Raw genomic sequence first — 18,107 nt, forward strand, 5'->3', positions numbered from 1 at the left:
TCCCTCCCCTGCGTGCAGGGGAGGGTTGGGGAGGGGTAAAGCAATCTTGCGTCGAGGCAAGTAAGAGCACCCCCTCCCAGCCTCCCCCTGCAAGCAGGGGGAGGGGCATTGGCTTGCAGGCGTGGGACGCGCGCTTGGACTCCCTCCCCTGCGTGCAGGGGAGGGCTGGGGAGGGGTAAAGCAATCTTGCGTCGAGGCAAGTAAGAGCGGCCCCCCTCCCAGCCTCCCCCTGCAAGCAGGGGGAGGGGCATTAGCTTGCAGGCTTGGGGCGCGCCGCTTCCATCAACGCGACAAAAGTGCGCGTATGCAATGACGCCGCATCGAAGCCTTCCGGTAAAAGCCCGGCAATTTCCAACATCACTGCGCCATGCAGCGCCGCCCATACCTGATGCCCGAGAATCGGCGCGTCGGCCTGGATCGTGCCTTCTTCGATCATCACGCGGGTGTCTGCGCAGATGCAGCGCCACAGCCGTGCATGCGCACGGCTGTATGAAGGATCGTCGCGGTGGGTCTGGGGGTATTCGAACATCAGCCGGTACGTGGCGGTGTCCCCGCGTGCAAAATCGATGTACGCGTCGCGCACGTTGCGGCTGCGCGTGCGGCCGTCGCCGGGCGTGTCCAGCGCGTTTTCCAGCGCCTGGGCGAGGCGATCGAAACCGCGCGTGCGGATCGCGGTGATGATCGCTTCCTTGCTGTCGTAGTAGCGATACAGCGTCATGGTGCCGCAGCCCAGTTCGGTCGCCAGGCGGCGCATGGTGACCGCCGCCGGGCCTTCTTCCACGAACAGCTTGGCGGCCGCCTGGCAGATGCGTGCGCGGAAGGCTTCGGTTTCGGTGTCGCTTAATGCTTTGGGCACGTCAGATCCGGATCAGTGTGTTGCCGGCGCATTCAGCGTTTTGCGGAAAAACGCCAGCGCATCGGCCTGGAGCTGCGCGTGCACCTTCAGGCGATCCACGCCGGGCGGGTCGCTGCAGATGACGGGGTCGTCCTTGGCCAGCGCCGCCGTGCACGGATCGATGAAGACCCAGTGATCGGCACCATGCACCACTTTGACGCCGACGAGCGTCTTCATCCACGGGCGAATGCGCGCGGCGTTTTCGGAAGGGCGCAGCACATGATCGGCGTCGCCGTAATACAGGAACACGGGACGGTCGATTTTCTCGATACCGGACTGATCGAAAATCAAGCTCAACGGCGCCATCACGAAGGCGGCCTTGACGCGCGGATCGTCGGTATTGCCCCAGCGCTTGAGGTCGTCCTGGATCTTGCCTACCCATTGCTCCATCGTCAGGCCCTGGCTGCGCGCCTGGGCGCGGTACTTGTCCGCGTCGTGGCAGACATCGCTGTCTTTGGGAAACCGCGCGCAGTAATCGATGAAGCGCGCAAACTGGGGCACTGCGCCCACCAGCAGCAGGGTGGTGTAGCCGCCGGCCGAAAAGCCGGCGACACCGATGCGGTTGGCGTCGATCAAGGTTTTCCATTGCGGATCGGCAAGCAGCATGTCGATGGTGGCCTTCACCTGGATCGGCCGTCCGACCAGCACCGGCGAATGGCCCACGCCGCTGGTGTCGTGGAAGTTGTCTTTCGGATGTTCCAGCGTGGCGACCACGAAGCCGTGGCTGGCCAGATACGTGGCCAGCTGGTTGTGGCCCAGGTCCGAGCCGCCGTTGCCGTGCGAAATCACCACCAGCGGCTTGGCGCCCGGCACGGGCGGCGCATTGCGCGTGGCGTGGACGTCGTACGGGCCCACCGTGGTGATGCCCTTGGCCTGCGCCGAGGGATAAAACACGTAGCCCGGCGTGGTGCCGCCGTTGACAGGGTCGGGAATAGTGATCGCATGAAAGCCCACGCCGCTGACAGCCTGCGCAAAGAGCAAGGTAGGGGCGATCAGTAGCGTCAGCGCCAGCCAACGCCGGATGTAGGCCAAACCGGAATATGCGAACTTCATGCGGAACCCTCCGTCCGAGATGATTGCGTACGACGTACGGTACACTGTACGCAAGTGGCCGCGCAAGTGTCGCCGGTGGCCGCAAACACCCCTGGCCATTACACTTTCAAGACTCTCACCCCCGCTGCTATCTCACGAGGCTCGAATGTTCCCCAAGACCGACACGATCGCCGGCTATGACGACGAACTGGCCAAGGCCATTGCCGACGAAGCCCGCCGCCAGGAAGACCACGTCGAGCTGATCGCCTCGGAGAACTACGCCAGCCCGCGGGTGCTGGAAGCGCAGGGTTCGGTACTCACCAACAAATACGCCGAAGGGTATCCCGGCAAGCGCTACTACGGGGGCTGCGAATACGTGGATGTGGCCGAGCGCCTGGCGATTGAACGCTTGAAGCAATTGTTCGGCGCCACCTATGCCAACGTGCAGCCGCATTCGGGCTCGCAGGCCAACCAGGCGGTGTATTTCGCGCTGCTCAATCCCGGCGACACCATCCTGGGCATGAGCCTGGCGCATGGCGGCCACCTGACGCACGGTGCCAAGGTAAACATCTCCGGCAAGCTGATGCATGCCGTGCAATACGGCGTCAACGAACACGGCCTGGTCGATTACGACGAAGTCGAGCGCCTGGCCGTGGAACACAAGCCGAAGATGATCGTGGCCGGTTTCAGCGCCTACTCGCAGGTGATGGACTGGGCGCGCTTTCGCGCCATCGCCGACAAGGTCGGCGCCTATCTGTTCGTGGACATGGCGCACGTGGCCGGCCTGATCGCCGCGGGCGTCTATCCGAACCCGGTGCCGCACGCGCACGTGGTCACCTCCACCACGCACAAGACCCTGCGCGGCCCGCGCGGCGGTTTCGTGATCGCCAAGGACGCCGGCGAAGAGCTGGAAAAGAAGCTGCAGTCCATCGTGTTCCCCGGCATCCAGGGCGGCCCGCTGATGCACGTGATCGCCGCCAAGGCCGTCGCGTTCAAGGAAGCGTTGGAGCCGTCGTTCAAGGACTACCAGGCGCAGGTAGTGAAAAACGCCAAGGCGATGGCCAAGACGCTGATCGAGCGCGGCTACAAGGTCGTTTCCGGCGGCACTGAAAACCACCTCATGCTGGTGGACCTGATCGGTCGCGAAGTGACCGGCAAAGATGCCGAAGCGGCGCTCGGCAAGGCGCATATCACGGTCAACAAGAATGCCGTGCCGAACGATCCGCGCTCGCCCTTCGTCACCTCCGGCCTGCGCGTGGGCACGCCCGCCGTCACCACGCGCGGCTACAAGGAAGCGGACGTCGTCGAACTCACGCACTGGATCTGCGACGTGCTCGATGCGCCGACGGATGAATCGGTGATCAAGGCCGTGGGCGAGAAGGTTGCCGCGCAGTGCAAGAGGTTCCCGGTGTATGCCTGAGGCCATGGCCATGGCCATGCAGGCGCTGCGCGTAGGATTGATCGGCGATCGCGACGACAGCGTCGTTGCGCACCGGGCGATCCCGCTGGCGCTTGCGATGGCTTCCGCGGCGGCGGCGATACCGGTTGAGGTGCGCTGGATCGGCACCGATACCGTTGGCCGCGGCGAAGCGCTCAACGGCCTGGACGCGCTATGGTGCGTGCCGGCCAGCCCTTACCGCAGCATGGATGGCGCGCTTGCCGCCATCGGCCATGCCAGGGAAGCGGGGGTTCCGTTCCTGGGCACCTGTGGCGGCTTTCAGCACGCGGTGATCGAGTACGCCCGCAACGTACTGGGCTGGGCCGACGCCGAACACGCCCAGACCGCGCCGGACGCCGCCCGGCCGGTGATCGTGCCGCTGCTGTGCGGATTGGTCGAAGTGCAGGACCGGGTGCACTTGTTGCCCGGTTCGCGTATCGCGGCCATCTACGGCACCGATGCGATCCAGGAGGGTTACCACTGTCGCTACGGCCTGGGCAGCGGCTTTCGCGAGGCGCTTGCCGGCCGGAACTTGCGCATTACCGCCGTGGACGATCAGGATGATGCCCGTGCACTGGAATTGGACGGCCACCCGTTTTTCATCGCCACCCTGTTCCAGCACGAGCGCGCCGCATTGAACGGCGTCTGTCCGCCGCTTGTGACGGCATTCCTGCAAGCGGCCAGCCAGATGCGCATCGGGAAGGCAGCCTGATCCATGCATTGTCCTTTTTGCCAGCATGAAGACACCCGCGTGATCGATTCGCGCCTTGCCGAAGACGGCGCCACCGTGCGCCGGCGGCGCGAGTGTCCCAAATGCGGCGAGCGCTTCAATACTTTTGAAACGGCCGAATTGAAGTTGCCGGCGATTGTGAAAAGCGGCGAGCGGCGAGAGAGTTTCGACGAGCGCAAGTTGCGCACCAGCTTCGAACGCGCGCTGCAAAAGCGTCCGGTGGCAAGCCACGATGTGGATGCCGCCGTGCGTGCGGTGATCGACGACCTGCGCAAGAGCGGTGAGCGCGAAGTACCCTCGCGTCACGTTGGCGAACTGGTGATGCGCGAACTGAAAAAGCTCGACCAGGTGGCCTATGTGCGTTTTGCCTCGGTCTATCGCAAGTTCGAGGACGTGCACGCGTTCCGCGAGGAGATCGAAAAGCTGGAGCGCGATCTGCCGGGGTTGGAGAATCTGCAACTGTCGCTGCTGGGCGATGCGGCAGCCGCGGCGGCGGTGAAGCGGCATCGCAAGAACTGAGCGCCGCGCGAAGCGGTTGCGTAGCGTTTACCCCTGGATCAACAGCGCTTCAACGTCACTCCGGCCTTCGCCGCCATGACGTTGAAGACGGCTTGAAGCGTCCATGGCAGGCTAACCCAGCGTCTCCAACCAGGCCTGGTCCGACCCTTCTTCCACGCCCTCAAACAAGAACGTGGACAAGTACCGCTCTCCGGTATCGGGCAACATCGCCAGAATCACGCTGTCTGGTTCGGCCGTCTGGGCGTACTTGAGCGCCGCGGCCACCGTGGCACCGGCGGAAATGCCCACAAAAATGCCTTCTTCCTGGGCCAGCCTGCGCGAGGTGTCGCGTGCGAGCACCTCATCGACCGGTACATCCAGGTCGAACACGTGGCGGTTGAGCACTTCGGGCACGAAGTCCGGCGTCCAGCCCTGGATCTTGTGCGGCTGCCACGGCTCATCCTTCAGCAGCGATGCGACGGCGGGTTCGCAGACGACGATCTTCACTTCCGGCCGCGCCAGTTTGAGCATCTCGCCGACACCCGTCAGCGTGCCGCCGGTGCCCCAGCCGGTGACGAAGGCGTCCAGCCGGCGTCCGGCAAAATCGCGCAGGATCTCCGCCGCGGTCGTGTTGCGGTGGTAGGCGGGGTTGGCGGGGTTCTGGAACTGCCGGGCCAGGAACCAGCCATGTTTTTCCGCCAGCGCCTGGGCGCGCTTGACCATGCCGCTACCGCGCTCGGCGGCGGGCGTCAGGATCACTTTGGCGCCGTACGCGCGCATCAGCTTGCGCCGCTCGACCGAGAACGAATCGCTCATCACCGCCACGAAGCGGTAGCCACGCGCGGCGCAGACCATCGCCAGCGCCACGCCGGTATTGCCCGAAGTGGCTTCGATTACGGTATCGCCGGGTTTGAGCAGCCCCTTCTTCTCGGCATCCAGGATCACGGCGATGGCCAGGCGATCCTTCACCGAACCGCCGGGATTGAAGGCTTCCACCTTCGCGTAAAGCGTCACATGGGCCGGCGCCACGCGATGCAGGCGAACGATGGGCGTGTTGCCGATGGTGTCTAGAATGCTCTGGTGGATCATGGTGGTATCCCGGTCGGAAGCGGCAAGAACCCGCCAAGCGTACTCCTGCCTCGCGCGAGGCGACAAACGCCGGGCGATCGCGCACACTGATCACTTATGAATCGACGTCCAGACGCCTTCGATCGCATCGATCACGCGCATATGGCGCAGGCCCTGTGCCTGGCCGAGCGCGGCCTCTACACCACGCAGCCCAATCCGCGCGTGGGATGCGTCATCGCCGATGGCGAGCGCGTGCTCGGGCAAGGCTGGCACCAGCGCGCGGGCGAGCCGCATGCCGAAGTATTCGCCTTGCGCGAAGCGGGCGAGCGGGCGCGTGGCGCGACGGCCTACGTCACGCTGGAGCCCTGTGCGCATTGGGGCCGCACGCCGCCTTGCGCGGATGCGCTGGTCGCAGCGGGCGTGGCGCGCGTAGTCGTGGCGGCGGAAGACCCGTTTCCGCAGGTCGATGGCCATGGCATGGCCAAGCTGCGCGCGGCAGGCATCGCGGTCCAGACCGGATTGATGCGCGAGGCGGCGCGTGAACTCAATATCGGTTTCTTCAGCCGCATCGAGCGCAAGCGGCCGTGGGTGCGGGTCAAGTTGGCCATGAGCCTGGACGGGCGCACCGCATTGGCCAACGGCGCGTCGGTATGGATCACAGGCGAAGCGGCGCGCGCCGACGTGCAGCGCTGGCGCGCGCGCAGTTCGGCCATTCTGAGTGCCAGCGGCACGGTGCTGGCCGACAATCCGCGCTTGACCGTACGCGGCTTGTCGTCGTCGGAAGGCCGCGAGCCGCCTGCCTACGAACCGCCGATGCGCGTGATCCTCGATCGCCACCTGCGCACACCCGCGGGCAGCCATGTGCTGGATGGCAGTGTGCGGACGCTTTTCTTGCACGCTGCGAGCGCAGCGGTCGATGAGGAACGTTTTACAAACGTCGCGCGTGCGGTCGTCGGCGAAGCCAATGACATGCTCGACCTATACGCCGTGATGGCCCTGCTGGCCGAGCGCGGCAGCAACGAAGTGCACGTCGAAGCCGGCCCCACGCTTTGCGGCGCGCTGTTTGCGGCAGGGCTGGCCGACGAACTGCTGATCTACGTCGCGCCGGTGCTGCTGGGCGATGCCGCGCGTCCGCTGCTGGCGCTGCCGACGCTCACGGACATGGCCGACCGCTGGCACCTGCAGGTGGAGGACTCGCGCCAGGTCGGCGCGGATGGGCGCATCCGCCTGCGTCCCAGGGCGTGAACGCTGAATCTCGCCTGGGCTGCCGACGATCGCCCCGCCCGGTGTTAAACTAAACGAGCCGGTTTTCGGCACTCAACAACAAACGTCTTCAGGGCGGGGTGGAATTCCCCACCGGCGGTAGGGGTGAGTCATCGACCCACCCAAGCCCGCGAGCGCTTCCGGCCCCCGCCGGAAGGTCAGCAGATCCGGTCAAATGCCGGAGCCGACGGTTCACGCTGCAGCGGTTCGCCGCTGGGCGCACAGTCCGGATGAAAGAAGACGGCTGCATGCATCGCGCAAGCGGTGCGTGCGCCTCATGCCTTGGGGCGTTCCCACACCGCTTTGCGTGGAGAACGTTTCATGATCGCTCGTCGTTTCACCCAAGTGGCCGCTTTCGTCCGGGAGGCGCGCTGATGTTTACCGGCATCATTCAAAGCGTGGGCCGCATAGCGCGGCTGGAATCGCGCGGCGGCGACGTGCGCCTGCACGTGGACACCGCCGACCTGGATCTTTCCGATGTGCAACTGGGCGACAGCATCGCCGTATCCGGCGTATGCCTGACCGTGGTGACGCTGGAGGCACGGCAATTCAGCGCGGACGTTTCCAACGAAACGCTGTCGCTCACCACGCTGGGCAAGCATAAGCCCGGCGATCCGGTGAACCTGGAAAAAGCCCTGCGCCTGGCCGATCGCCTTGGCGGGCATCTGGTATCGGGCCATGTCGATGGCGTGGGCAAGGTGGTGTCGATCACGCCCGATGGGCGCTCGCTGCGCTGGACCTTCGAAGTGCCGGCGCCGCTGGCGCGCTACATCGCATCGAAAGGTTCGATCTGCATCGACGGCACGAGCCTGACGGTCAACGAAGTGGCGGGCAACCGTTTTGGCGTAAACCTGATTCCGCACACGGTAGAGCGCACCGCCTTTCATGCGCGTCGCCCCGGCGATGCGGTGAACATCGAAGTGGACGTGGTGGCGCGCTATATCGAGCGGCTGATGGGTGCCGGCGAGGCGCCGCGGCTGGATGAGAATTTCTTGAAACAGCACGGGTTCGCGTGACATTGCACAGCGGATGCCGCTCCTGCGCGCAGGAGCACTTTTTCGCGAGTGCGTGTGACCCCTTCCCAGCCCTCCCCCTCAAGCGGGGAGGGAGTAAAACCTAAGGAACCGACATGGCGTTCAATACCATTCCCGAGATTCTCCAGGACATCCGTGCCGGGCGCATGGTGGTGATCCTGGACGACGAAGACCGCGAGAACGAAGGCGACCTGATCATGGCCGCGCAGATGGTGCGGCCCGAAGACATCAACTTCATGGTGCGCGAAGCGCGCGGGCTGGTGTGCCTGACGCTGACCGAACAGCGCACGCGCCAGCTCGGCCTGCGCCCGATGGTGAGCGACAACACCTCGCCGTATCACACCAATTTCACCGTTTCGATCGAGGCCGCCGAAGGCGTTACCACCGGCATCTCCGCGCACGATCGCGCGCGCACCATCCAGGTGGCGGTGAAGGCCGATGCCAAGCCGCAGGATCTCTCCCAGCCGGGCCACATTTTTCCGCTGACCGCGCAGCCGGGCGGCGTGCTGACGCGTGCCGGACATACCGAAGCCGGTTGCGATCTCGCCGCGCTGGCGGGGCTGGAGCCATCGGCGGTGCTGATCGAAGTGCTGCATGAAGACGGTTCGATGGCGCGTCGTCCCGAACTGGAAGTGTTCGCCAAGAAGCATGGCCTTAAGATCGGCTCCATCGCCGACCTGATCCGCTATCGCCTTGAAACGGAGAAAACCGTCCAGCGCGTCTATGAAGAAGACGTGCAGACCGAGTTCGGCCCGTTCCGGCTGGTCGCCTATCGCGACGCGATCCGTCATGGCCTGCATTTTGCGCTGGTGCGCGGCACGGTCGATGACGGCGCGCCGGTGCTCGCGCGCGTGCACGTGCGCAACACGCTGTCGGATGTGCTGCATCTGCAACGCGACGATCTCGGTCTCACCGTCACGTCGGCATTGCGCCGTATCGCCGACGAAAATCGCGGCGCGCTGGTGGTGCTTTCCGGCGAAGACACGCCCGAAGCGCTGCTGCGTCGCCTCAATCGGCAACCCGCGCAGCAGGCGCCGGAGGAAGTGCAGCAGCAGGAATGGCGCCAGCATGGGCTGGGCGCGCAGATCCTGACCGACCTGGGCATACATCGGCTGCGGGTGTTGGGTACGCCGCGCAAGCTGGTGGGTTTGGCCGGCTTTGGCCTGGAGGTCGTGGAGCACGCGGGCTAGCGACCCGCCGAACGCGGTGGCCGCACACCGTATCGTCACGATTTTGCCTTCTTATTGCCGCGCACTACACCGTCTTCATGGCATGCTCTGTGGCATGGTTCTGTTCCGCTGAAACGAGGTCGAGATGAAAGCCACGGATCTGCTCTTCGCACGCAGGCAAGCCATTGCGGTCAGCCTGACGGCCCTGTCGTTCGCCTGCATGTCCGCTGCCATGGCACAGCAGACGGATGCGTCGCTTACGCCCGATCAGCGCGCGGACAAGATGGTCAAGCGCATGTCGCTCCAGGACATGTACCACATGGTGCAGAGCTACAACACCATGGGGCCGCCGGCGCAGCAGCCGGCGGGCAGCATCGGCGCCGCCGGTTACGTACCGGCGCTGCCCAAGCTCGGCATTCCGGCCCAGCAGCAAAACGATGCGGGCATCGGCGTGCATAACTATCCGCTGGACGTCGGTCCCGGCAAGCAGCCCGATCACGTGCGCGGCGAAGCAGGCAATGCCACGCCCTTGCCTTCGACCCTGGGCATCGCCGCCACCTGGAATCCGCAGATCGCTTACGAGGGCGGACGCATGATCGCCGGCGAAGCGCACGCACAAGGCATCAACGTATTGCTGGCCGGCGGCATCAATCTCACGCGCGAGCCGCGCGATGGGCGCACCTTCGAATACCTCGGCGAAGATCCGCTGCTTGCCGCGCGCATCGACGGCGGCGAAATCCGCGGCATCCAGTCGCAACACGTCATTTCCACCATCAAGCATTACGCGTTGAACGACCAGGAAACCAATCGCCTCACCGTCAGTTCCAACATCGACGAACGCGCGATGCGCGAGTCCGATCTGCTGGCCTTCGAGCTGGCCATCGAAGACGGCCATCCCGGCGCGGTGATGTGCGGCTACAACAAAGTCAACGGCATCTGGAATTGCTCCAACAAGCATCTGTTGAACGACATCCTCAAGGGCGATTGGAAGTACCCCGGCTGGGTGATGACCGACTGGGGCGCCGATCACGGCGTGATGGATGCGATGGACGGCACCGATCAGGTATCGGGCGTCGACCAGAAGTTTGTCAGCCTGGGCAATTCGCAGAGCAGCTTCGGCACTTTGCTGCAGGCTGTGGCCAAGGGCGTCATTGCGCGCAGCCGCCTTGAAGACATGGTGCGCCGGATGCTGCGCTCGATGTACGCGGTGGGTTTGTTCGATCATCCGCCGGTGCTCAAGCCGCTCGATGTCCAGGCCGATGCGCTGGTCGCGCAACATGCGGAAGAGCAGGCGATCGTATTGTTGAAGAACGATCGCGGTCAGCTGCCGCTGCAAGCGGGCATCAAGACGGTGGCGATCATCGGTGGCCACGCCGATGTGGGCGTGCTGTCCGGCGGCGGCTCGGCCGAAGTATGGCCGATCGGAGGCCCGGCCATTCCCGCGGTGAAGGGGCCCGACTGGCAGTGGAAAGTCTATGACCCGTCCTCGCCGATGAAAGCGCTGCAGGCGTTGCTGCCGAACGTAAAAATCACCTACGACGATGGCAGCGATCCGGCCAGGGCCGCGGCGCTGGCCAAGTCGTCCGACGCCGCCATCGTGTTTGCCACCCAGTGGACCTGCGAAGGTGTCGACCAGCCGAATCTTTCGCTGCCGGACCATCAGGACGGCTTGATCGACGCGGTGGCCTCGGCCAATCCGCACAGCATCGTCGTGCTGGAAAACGGCGGCCCGGTGACGATGCCGTGGCTGTCGAAAGTCGGCGCGGTCGTCGAAGCCTGGTATCCCGGTGCGCGTGGCGGCGAGGCGATTGCCGAAGTGCTCGCCGGCACGGTGAATCCTTCCGGCCACCTGCCGGTTACGTTCCCGCAGGATGAGCAGCAACTGCCGCGCCCGCAGATCACCCAGGCGCAGGAAGTCGATTACAACATCGACGGCGCCGCGGTCGGCTACAAGTGGTACGACGAGAAGAAACTCCAACCGCTGTTTCCGTTCGGCTTCGGCCTTTCCTACAGCCGCTTCGGCTACAGCGACCTGCACGTGAGCGCGCAGGGCGATCATGTGACGGTGAGCTTCAAGGTCACTAACCTGGGCGATCGCGCGGGCATGGATACGCCGCAGGTCTACGTCGGCATGCCGGCGGACAGCGGCGAGGCGCCGCGTCGCCTGGTGGGGTTCGAAAAAGTCGCGCTGCGGCCCAAGCAGAGCCGTACGGTCAGCGTAACGATCGATCCGCGCCTGCTCGCGATCTTCGACGTGCCGGCGCACAAGTGGAAGATTGCCGCCGGCAGCTATCCGATCGAAGTGGGGCATTCCTCGCGCGATCTGGTGCTGAATGCACCCGCCAAGGTTGCGGCGGCGGCGGAACTGGCCCCTTAAACGCGCGCGCGGTCATTGCCAAGGAGCAACGATTTTCATGCCGGATCCGCAAGCTTGCCGTGTACGACTGATCGCCCCGTCCGGCTATCCACACGATCGCGAGGCGATGACGCGCGGCGTGGCGCGCCTGCGCAAGACCGGCTGCCTGGTGGATGGCGAGGAGGTGCTCGATCGCACCGAGTTGCGCTACGCCGGCAGCGATGCGCAGCGCGTGGCGGACATCAACCAGCTCGCCACGCTGGATGAACTGCCCGACATCGCTTTGTCCATCCGCGGCGGCTATGGTGTGACACGCTTGCTGGAATACGTCCACTACCATGCGCTGCGCGAACGGCTGGCCGGCGAGCCGATCGCGATGGTGGGGCACAGCGATTTCACCGCGCTGCAAATGGCCCTGTACGCGAAGGCGGGGCTGGTGACGTTCGGCGGCCCGATGCTGGGGCCCGATTTCGGCCCGGCGACACTGAGCCCGCTGACCTGGCGCCATTTCTGGCGCACGCTCAGTGCGCCGCAAGGCACCGCCAGCTGGGAGTGCGGCGAAGCCATCGAGTGCGATGTGGAAGGGCCGCTATGGGGCGGCAACCTCGCCATGCTGTGCAGCCTGCTCGATACGCCATACTTCCCGCGCATCGAAGGCGGCATCCTGTTCGTGGAGGACGTGGGCGAGCCACCGTTCCGCATCGAGCGCCTGCTGTACCAGTTGCACCTGTCGGGCGTGCTGGGCCGGCAGCGGGCGCTGATCCTGGGCGACTTCACCCAATGCCGCCCCAGCCCCTACGACAACGGCTACGACCTGGCCGACGGTTTCAGCCAGATCCGGCGCATCGCGGGCATTGCAGTGCTTTCGGGCATGCCGTTCGGCCACGCCGCCGACAAGTTCACCCTGCCGTTCGGGGTCCCGGCACGGCTGCGCGTGGTCGGTTCGCGCGCCAGCCTGGACTTCCACGGCTATCCCCATCTGCGCCAGCCCCACGAGCCCGCCCTGGCCTGACCGAGCAAGCCTGTCCCCAAACCCGTAAAATACACGGCCCGCACGGGCCAAAAACCCAGGAATCGAAGCACCATGAACATCATCGAAGGCGATTTCGCCACGCCCCAAGGCCGTTTTGCCATCGTCGCCGGACGTTTCAACGGCTTCGTCGTCGAGCCGCTGGTGGCTGGCGCGCGCGATGCGCTGGTGCGCCATGGCGTAAAGGACGGGGCGATCGACCTGGTCCGCGTCCCCGGCGCCTGGGAAATTTCGCAGGCGGCGCACAAGCTTGCGCATTCGGGCAAGTACGCGGCGGTGATCGCGCTGGGCGCGGTGATCCGCGGTTCCACGCCGCATTTCGATTACGTCGCGGGCGAATGTGCCAAGGGCCTGGCGCAGGCGTCGTACGGCTCGGGCGTGCCGGTGGCCTTCGGCGTGCTGACCACCGACACCATCGAGCAGGCGATCGAACGTTCCGGCACCAAGGCCGGCAACAAGGGCGCCGACGCCGCCATCGCCGCGCTGGAGATGGTCAACCTGTACGGAAAGCTGTGATGAACCAGCGTCCGGAAGGCATCGATCTGGCCGCGCGCTCGCGCGCCCGGCGCCGTGCGCTGCAGGCCTTGTATGCGTGGCAGATGAGCGGCAGCTCGATGACGGCCGTGATCGACCAGTTCCGCCACGAGCAGGACATGGAAGTGGCGGATCTTGAGTACTTCGAAGACCTGCTGCGCGGCGTGGAAAAACACGTCCAAGTGCTGGACGAGGCGCTCAAGCCCTACATCGACCGCGAGGTGTCGCAGATCGATCCGATCGAGCGCGCCGCGCTGCGCCTTGCCGCGTATGAATTGAAATACCGTTCGGACGTGCCGTACCGGGTGATCATCAACGAGGCGATCGAAGTGACCAAGCGCTTCGGCGCCGATCATGGGCATAGCTACGTCAACGGCGTGCTGGACAAACTGGCCGCGCAGTTGCGGGTGGTGGAGAAGCGGGGCTGAGGGGTTTTACCTTCGCCGGAAAGACGCTGCGGCAAGGTCGGGCGTTGCGTCATGATGAGGCCGCGCGCACGCCACAGGTGCGCGCAGGAGCCTGCCACAGCAGAGGGAGCAAACCGATTCCATGGAATTTTCCCTCATCGACCGCATCCGCGAACTGACCGCGCAAACGCGCGAGGACGTGCGCCTGGGCATCGGCGACGATGCCGCGCTGTTGCGCGTGCCGGACGGGCAGGAGCTGGTGGTGGCGATCGATACGCTGGTGGAGGGCGTGCATTTTCCGCTCGGCACCGCGGCCGCCGACATCGGCTGGAAAGCGCTGGCGGTGAACCTGTCCGATATGGCGGCGATGGGTGCCGCGCCTGCCTGGGCCTTGCTTGCACTGACCTTGCCCAATGGCGAGGCAGCCTTCGTCGATGACCTTGCAGCCGGCTTCGCGCAATTGGCACGCCAGTATCGGTTGGCGCTGGTTGGAGGCGACACCACGCGCGGCCCGCTTGCGCTCAGCGTTGCCGTGCACGGCTTGTTGCCATCCGGCCATGCGCTGTTACGCGCGGGCGCGCAGGTCGGCGATGCGATATGCGTCACCGGCACACTCGGCGATGCGGCCGCGGGGCTGGAGCTGTTGCGGGCAGGCGGTGGCGCGGATGCGCACGCGGCGTATCTGGTCGAACGCCTGCATCGTCCGACGCCGCGTATCGACGCGGGGCTGGCGCTGCGCGGACAGGCCCATGCATGCATCGATGTTTCCGACGGCCTGCTCGCCGACCTGGGACATATCTGCGCGGCGAGCGGCGTGGGCGCACGCATCGATGCCTCGCTATTGCCGTTTTCCCCGGCCTTGCTGAATGTTTTTGGCGCGCACGCGGCGCGCGAGTTTGCGTTGAGCGGCGGCGACGATTACGAGCTGTGCTTCACCGTACCGGTGGATCGCGCCACTGCGTTGCAGTCCAACCGGGTCCAGCTCGGTTGCGCCGCGACCGTGATCGGCCATGTCGTGGAAGGAAGCGGCGTGCATGCTTATGACGGCGATGGCCGGGAACTGGCCTTGGAACGTCGCGGCTGGGATCATTTCCGCGCATGAGCGATCGCAAAAAACTGACCCGTGAGCAACGCCGCGCACTGTTATCCACGGCGGCCGGCTGGCTCGCGTGCGGTTTCGGCTCGGGCCTGGCGCCCGTCGCGCAGGGCACGTTCGGATCGCTCGCGGCCATCCTGCCCTGGCTGCTGCTGCGCCAGCTGTCGCTGCCGCTCAACCTGCTGGTGATCGCCGTGGGCTTCGCGGTTGGCGTCATGGCTTGCGATATCGCCGGACGCGCACTGGGCGTAGACGATCATCGCAGCCTGGTCTGGGATGAATTCATCGGCCAATGGATTGCGCTGTTGCCCGCGCTTTTTTTTGCGCCCTGGTGGGTCGTGGCCGCGGGGTTCGCGCTGTTCCGGTTTTTCGATGTGCTCAAGCCATGGCCCATTCGCTGGCTGGATCGCCAGGTGAAAGGCGGCCTGGGCGTGATGCTGGATGATGTCGTGGCAGGCGTATTTGCAGCGGTCGCGCTGTGGCTGCTGATCGATGTGTTGCATCGTCATGCAGCCGCCTTCTAGCGAATGAGCGGTACACCTGCTTTGCGCAGGACACGCGCGAGTGGCACAGCCCACGCCCATTATGTGAACAGGCCCTATGCGTGGAGCGCCGGTGACGGTGCGGCCGGGCCGGGTCCGGCCGATCTGCGGTAATCTGCCGGTTCGGATCCGGTAACGAGAGGTCGGGCAATGGCTGTGGCGTTGGCGAACAAAAAGCGTTTCATGTGGACGGCTCTCGCGACAATGGCGGCGGCATACGCCGGAACGGCGGCCAGTTTCCAGTCGGCCAGCCAGGCGGGCGCACCCGGTTCGGCCCCCGCCCCTGCTTCCGCGCCCGCCACTGGCAGCCCTGCCGAACACGCCGGTTATCTCGCGCAACACTTCAGTGCCGATGCGCTCAACCCCGATGTCAAAGCTGTCGTGATGCACGCCAACCTGGCGCCGGTTCCGTTCGGCCGGATCGTGGTGCGCACGCGTGAGCAGGTGACATCCGCGCAGGCCGGCGCGCAAGGCAGCCAAGCTGCGTCATCGGTGTACGCAGCGCAGATCACCTACGAAAACGCCGGACAAGGCCTGGTTCGCCGCATGGAAGTGATGCAGACGGACAAAGGCGACAGCGCCACGCGGCTGGAGTTGAGCTACCGCGGCTATTTTCCCTTCCTGACGCAAAGCATTTCGTCCAATGCGCAAGAGGCCCCGCCGATCGTAGGCGCGCGCAAGGTCGTGCGTTTTGACACGCAGACGGACGGCCATATGAATTTCACCTACTTCTATGGGGCACCCGGCCAGGACATGTCCGCCGATCCGGGGCAGGTGGTGTGCGATGCCGGCAAGCGCTACGCCGCCTCGCAACTCAATGCCGCCATCCAGGGCCAGGCGCTGGAGCTGGATTGCCAGCTCATCGATGAAAATGGCGGGGTGACCAGCAAAGTCACTTTCGCCTATCTCGACAAGTACCAGGTGGCGCTGCTGCTGCGGGTGAAGTACCCGGACAGCACGCTCGACAGCACCATTGAGGATTTCAGGGTCGAGTAATCGCTCCCTCCGCGCGGCGCGGGCGGGTCGCGGCCGGATATCGCAAGAAATAGAGGTGCGTTGCGGCATCGCACCGCGCCGCGAGGACACGTTCGGCGCGGCTTGTCTGGATGAGCCCGTTTGGGCATGATCATTCCCATTGCGCCCGTACCAAATTGCGGGCCATGGGGCGTGTCCGGCCGGTCTATCCGTGCCGGGCAACAGGGGAAAATGCTGCGAATACGACACGGTTGCACCGGCTTGATCCAAGCGGGCGGTGGCAGGCTGCTGCCACCGCGGCGAAGCCTGGAGTGCGGCGCGGTCCGATGTTGCGGGAATGATCGAAGGGGGAGCCATGGAGAGTGCGGCAAGGGGAAAATGCGTTGCATCGGTCTTGTTGCCGGTGCTGCTGGCCGGGTGCGCCGGGGCGGTGAACGATGCGCACACAGCTCAAGCCAGGAGCGTCGCAAGCGCTGCCAACACCAGGGCGGCTCCCATACCGGCGGCCACCATGTTCAAGGATCGCACCGCGTACTTTGCGCAACGTTTCGACACCGATGCGTTGAGCGAGGACACCAAGGATGCCGTGATCGGCGCCAACCTCCCGCCGGTGTCCTTCGGCCGGATCGTGGTGCATACGCGGGACCAGATCATGATCGGCAACCAGACGGCGCCGAGCACCTTTACCACCGACATCACCTACGAAAGCGCCGGTCATGGACTGGTGCGGCGCATGCAGTCGGTGCAGTCCAACGGGTTCGAGATCGAGACACGCTTCGATTTGCAGTATCGCGGCTACGTGCCGTTCCTGACGCAGGAAGTGCCCGACAATGCCGTCGTGCTGCCACCGGTCATGGAAAGCAGAAAGGTGATCCATTTCGATGCTGCCACCGAGGGACACTCCAATTTCTCTTACCTGTATGGCGCGAGCGGCAGACCGACCTCGCAGAGCCCTTCGCAGTTCGTCTGCGACAGCGGCAGGACATATGGCGCCGCCCAGATCAATCCGGCGATCTCTGGCGAGGCGCTCGAACTCGATTGCCAGGCGATCAACGGCAATGGCGTGACCTTCAGCAAGATGACCTTTGCCTACCTCAAGGCATACGGTATCGCCCTGCCATTGCACATCCGCAATACCTCCGGCGGCTTCGACAGCACGATTACCGGTTTCACGGTCCAATAAAATAAAGGGAATTGACGATGCGCAAGTACGCACGTGTCATCACAGTGTCGCTCGCCATGGCCGTCTCGTCGCTGCTGGCGGCATGCGCACCCAACATGGCGGCGCCCAAGGCACCGCCGCCCAAGCCGGCGCTGGACATGTTCCGCGACAAGCAGGCTTACATGGAGCAGTATTTTTCTCCCGACGTGCTGCCGGACCAGGTGACCCGGACGTTGGCGACGGCCGATGCCAAGCCGGTGTCGTTCTCGCGGCTCATGGTGACGTCCCATCGCAGGGTATTCGCCAACTCCGGCCAGGCACCGACGGCCTACGAGGACCGGACCGAGTATGAAAACGCCGGCAACGGCCTGGTTCGCATGATGGTGACGGTGCAATCCAACGGCTTCGACGTATCGACCGATTTCTCACTGTCCTACCGCGCGTATATCGGCCTGCTGCTGCAGGCCGTGCCGTCGAGCACGTTCTCCCTGCCGCCGGTGATCGAGGCACGGAGCGTGGAGCACTTCGACCCCGTGATGAGCAGCGACAACATGAATTACGCGTTTCACTCCGGTTACGTCGGTAACAGCCGGGCTTCGAGCCCGTACCAGATGCATTGCCAGGCGGGCCGGTCGTACTCGGCGGCGGTGATCAACGCCAGCATCCGCGGCATGGCTCGCCAGATGCAATGCCAGATCACCAACACCAACGGCATCATTACGCAGTCGCGCACGTACGGTTATCTGGAACAGTATGGCGTCGCCATCATGCTGCACAGCAAGACGGCGGCCAACGAGCAGAATGTCGATGTGACGGATTTCAAGGTGGAGTGATCCCCTGCATCCTGCCGGAAACGGCCAACCGCCTCAGCATTTAGC

Annotated in this window: 18 protein-coding genes and 1 riboswitch; of the genes, 15 read left to right on the plus strand and 3 right to left on the minus strand. The window is 64.9% G+C overall.

Annotation, left to right across the window (positions count from 1 at the left end; genetic code table 11):
- Positions 1–250: 250 nt before the first annotated feature.
- Positions 251–856, minus strand: coding sequence for a TetR/AcrR family transcriptional regulator (locus VME63_RS16380; RefSeq protein ID WP_325434427.1), 606 nt, complete (start codon positions 854–856; stop codon positions 251–253).
- A gap of 12 nt (positions 857–868) precedes the next feature.
- A complete protein-coding gene (locus VME63_RS16385) occupies positions 869–1,948 on the minus strand; it encodes a hypothetical protein (RefSeq protein ID WP_325434428.1) in 1,080 nt (359 codons plus the stop codon).
- Between the two features lie 145 nt (positions 1,949–2,093).
- Between VME63_RS16385 and glyA the strand changes: the two genes are divergently transcribed.
- The 3 genes from glyA to nrdR are packed head-to-tail and all read left to right on the plus strand — an operon-like array spanning position 2,094 to position 4,614.
- On the plus strand, positions 2,094–3,347 hold the full coding sequence (gene glyA / locus VME63_RS16390) for a serine hydroxymethyltransferase (RefSeq protein WP_325434429.1): 1,254 nt from the start codon (positions 2,094–2,096) through the stop codon (positions 3,345–3,347).
- A complete protein-coding gene (locus tag VME63_RS16395) occupies positions 3,340–4,077 on the plus strand; it encodes a CTP synthase C-terminal region-related (seleno)protein (protein WP_325434430.1) in 738 nt (245 codons plus the stop codon). Before glyA ends, VME63_RS16395 begins: the two co-directional genes overlap by 8 nt.
- 3 nt (positions 4,078–4,080) lie before the next feature.
- Positions 4,081–4,614 carry a transcriptional regulator NrdR gene (nrdR, locus tag VME63_RS16400; RefSeq protein ID WP_325434431.1) on the plus strand — a complete coding sequence of 178 codons (534 nt, stop codon included), beginning with the start codon at positions 4,081–4,083 and terminating at the stop codon, positions 4,612–4,614.
- 111 nt (positions 4,615–4,725) lie between these two features.
- Here nrdR and cysK read toward each other — a convergent pair whose 3' ends face one another.
- The gene (gene cysK, locus VME63_RS16405; RefSeq protein ID WP_325434432.1) at positions 4,726–5,682 is read right to left on the minus strand and encodes a cysteine synthase A; all 957 of its coding nucleotides are present in this window, start codon (positions 5,680–5,682) and stop codon (positions 4,726–4,728) included.
- Between the two features lie 141 nt (positions 5,683–5,823).
- Between cysK and ribD the strand changes: the two genes are divergently transcribed.
- The 12 genes from ribD (at position 5,824) to VME63_RS16465 (ending at position 18,062) form a co-directional block, all read left to right on the plus strand.
- Positions 5,824–6,906 carry a bifunctional diaminohydroxyphosphoribosylaminopyrimidine deaminase/5-amino-6-(5-phosphoribosylamino)uracil reductase RibD gene (ribD, locus tag VME63_RS16410; protein ID WP_325434570.1) on the plus strand — a complete coding sequence of 361 codons (1,083 nt, stop codon included), beginning with the start codon at positions 5,824–5,826 and terminating at the stop codon, positions 6,904–6,906.
- Between the two features lie 80 nt (positions 6,907–6,986).
- A riboswitch (FMN riboswitch) is annotated at positions 6,987–7,170 on the plus strand.
- A gap of 128 nt (positions 7,171–7,298) precedes the next feature.
- Positions 7,299–7,940, plus strand: coding sequence for a riboflavin synthase (locus VME63_RS16415; RefSeq protein WP_325434433.1), 642 nt, complete (start codon positions 7,299–7,301; stop codon positions 7,938–7,940).
- Positions 7,941–8,053: 113 nt separating this feature from the next.
- Positions 8,054–9,148: a bifunctional 3,4-dihydroxy-2-butanone-4-phosphate synthase/GTP cyclohydrolase II gene (gene ribBA / locus VME63_RS16420; protein ID WP_325434434.1), complete on the plus strand. Its 1,095-nt coding sequence runs from the start codon at positions 8,054–8,056 to the stop codon at positions 9,146–9,148.
- Positions 9,149–9,272: 124 nt separating this feature from the next.
- Complete coding sequence (locus VME63_RS16425) at positions 9,273–11,504, plus strand: beta-glucosidase family protein (RefSeq protein WP_325434435.1); 2,232 nt, start codon at positions 9,273–9,275, stop codon at positions 11,502–11,504.
- A gap of 37 nt (positions 11,505–11,541) precedes the next feature.
- Complete coding sequence (ldcA, locus tag VME63_RS16430; RefSeq protein WP_325434436.1) at positions 11,542–12,495, plus strand: muramoyltetrapeptide carboxypeptidase; 954 nt, start codon at positions 11,542–11,544, stop codon at positions 12,493–12,495.
- Positions 12,496–12,567: 72 nt separating this feature from the next.
- Positions 12,568–13,029 carry a 6,7-dimethyl-8-ribityllumazine synthase gene (gene ribE / locus VME63_RS16435; RefSeq protein ID WP_325434437.1) on the plus strand — a complete coding sequence of 154 codons (462 nt, stop codon included), beginning with the start codon at positions 12,568–12,570 and terminating at the stop codon, positions 13,027–13,029.
- On the plus strand, positions 13,029–13,475 hold the full coding sequence (nusB, locus tag VME63_RS16440; protein WP_325434438.1) for a transcription antitermination factor NusB: 447 nt from the start codon (positions 13,029–13,031) through the stop codon (positions 13,473–13,475). The genes ribE and nusB overlap by 1 nt, the downstream gene beginning before the upstream one ends.
- 121 nt (positions 13,476–13,596) lie before the next feature.
- Positions 13,597–14,556, plus strand: coding sequence for a thiamine-phosphate kinase (gene thiL, locus VME63_RS16445; protein ID WP_325434439.1), 960 nt, complete (start codon positions 13,597–13,599; stop codon positions 14,554–14,556).
- Positions 14,553–15,074 (plus strand): phosphatidylglycerophosphatase A, encoded by a 522-nt coding sequence (locus VME63_RS16450; protein WP_325434440.1) that lies wholly within the window; start codon positions 14,553–14,555, stop codon positions 15,072–15,074. Before thiL ends, VME63_RS16450 begins: the two co-directional genes overlap by 4 nt.
- A gap of 222 nt (positions 15,075–15,296) precedes the next feature.
- A complete protein-coding gene (locus VME63_RS16455; protein ID WP_325434441.1) occupies positions 15,297–16,088 on the plus strand; it encodes a hypothetical protein in 792 nt (263 codons plus the stop codon).
- Positions 16,089–16,578: 490 nt separating this feature from the next.
- On the plus strand, positions 16,579–17,250 hold the full coding sequence (locus VME63_RS16460; protein WP_325434442.1) for a hypothetical protein: 672 nt from the start codon (positions 16,579–16,581) through the stop codon (positions 17,248–17,250).
- Between the two features lie 17 nt (positions 17,251–17,267).
- Positions 17,268–18,062 (plus strand): hypothetical protein, encoded by a 795-nt coding sequence (locus VME63_RS16465; RefSeq protein WP_325434443.1) that lies wholly within the window; start codon positions 17,268–17,270, stop codon positions 18,060–18,062.
- Positions 18,063–18,107: the final 45 nt, after the last annotated feature.

Source organism: Dyella sp. (assembly GCF_035503745.1).
In the GTDB taxonomy this organism is placed as follows: Bacteria; Pseudomonadota; Gammaproteobacteria; order Xanthomonadales; family Rhodanobacteraceae; genus Dyella_B.

Coding starts and splice junctions, on each gene's coding strand:
- ribD (WP_325434570.1), top strand. CDS start 5,824: ATGGCGCAGGCCCTGTGCCTGGCCGAGCGCGGCCTCTACACCACGCAG.
- VME63_RS16460 (WP_325434442.1), top strand. CDS start 16,579: ATGTTCAAGGATCGCACCGCGTACTTTGCGCAACGTTTCGACACCGAT.
- VME63_RS16395 (WP_325434430.1), top strand. CDS start 3,340: ATGCCTGAGGCCATGGCCATGGCCATGCAGGCGCTGCGCGTAGGATTG.
- glyA (WP_325434429.1), top strand. CDS start 2,094: ATGTTCCCCAAGACCGACACGATCGCCGGCTATGACGACGAACTGGCC.
- VME63_RS16450 (WP_325434440.1), top strand. CDS start 14,553: ATGAGCGATCGCAAAAAACTGACCCGTGAGCAACGCCGCGCACTGTTA.
- cysK (WP_325434432.1), bottom strand. CDS start 5,682: ATGATCCACCAGAGCATTCTAGACACCATCGGCAACACGCCCATCGTT.
- VME63_RS16455 (WP_325434441.1), top strand. CDS start 15,297: ATGGCGGCGGCATACGCCGGAACGGCGGCCAGTTTCCAGTCGGCCAGC.
- VME63_RS16415 (WP_325434433.1), top strand. CDS start 7,299: ATGTTTACCGGCATCATTCAAAGCGTGGGCCGCATAGCGCGGCTGGAA.
- nusB (WP_325434438.1), top strand. CDS start 13,029: ATGAACCAGCGTCCGGAAGGCATCGATCTGGCCGCGCGCTCGCGCGCC.
- ribE (WP_325434437.1), top strand. CDS start 12,568: ATGAACATCATCGAAGGCGATTTCGCCACGCCCCAAGGCCGTTTTGCC.
- VME63_RS16385 (WP_325434428.1), bottom strand. CDS start 1,948: ATGAAGTTCGCATATTCCGGTTTGGCCTACATCCGGCGTTGGCTGGCG.
- thiL (WP_325434439.1), top strand. CDS start 13,597: ATGGAATTTTCCCTCATCGACCGCATCCGCGAACTGACCGCGCAAACG.
- VME63_RS16425 (WP_325434435.1), top strand. CDS start 9,273: ATGAAAGCCACGGATCTGCTCTTCGCACGCAGGCAAGCCATTGCGGTC.
- nrdR (WP_325434431.1), top strand. CDS start 4,081: ATGCATTGTCCTTTTTGCCAGCATGAAGACACCCGCGTGATCGATTCG.
- ldcA (WP_325434436.1), top strand. CDS start 11,542: ATGCCGGATCCGCAAGCTTGCCGTGTACGACTGATCGCCCCGTCCGGC.
- VME63_RS16465 (WP_325434443.1), top strand. CDS start 17,268: ATGCGCAAGTACGCACGTGTCATCACAGTGTCGCTCGCCATGGCCGTC.
- ribBA (WP_325434434.1), top strand. CDS start 8,054: ATGGCGTTCAATACCATTCCCGAGATTCTCCAGGACATCCGTGCCGGG.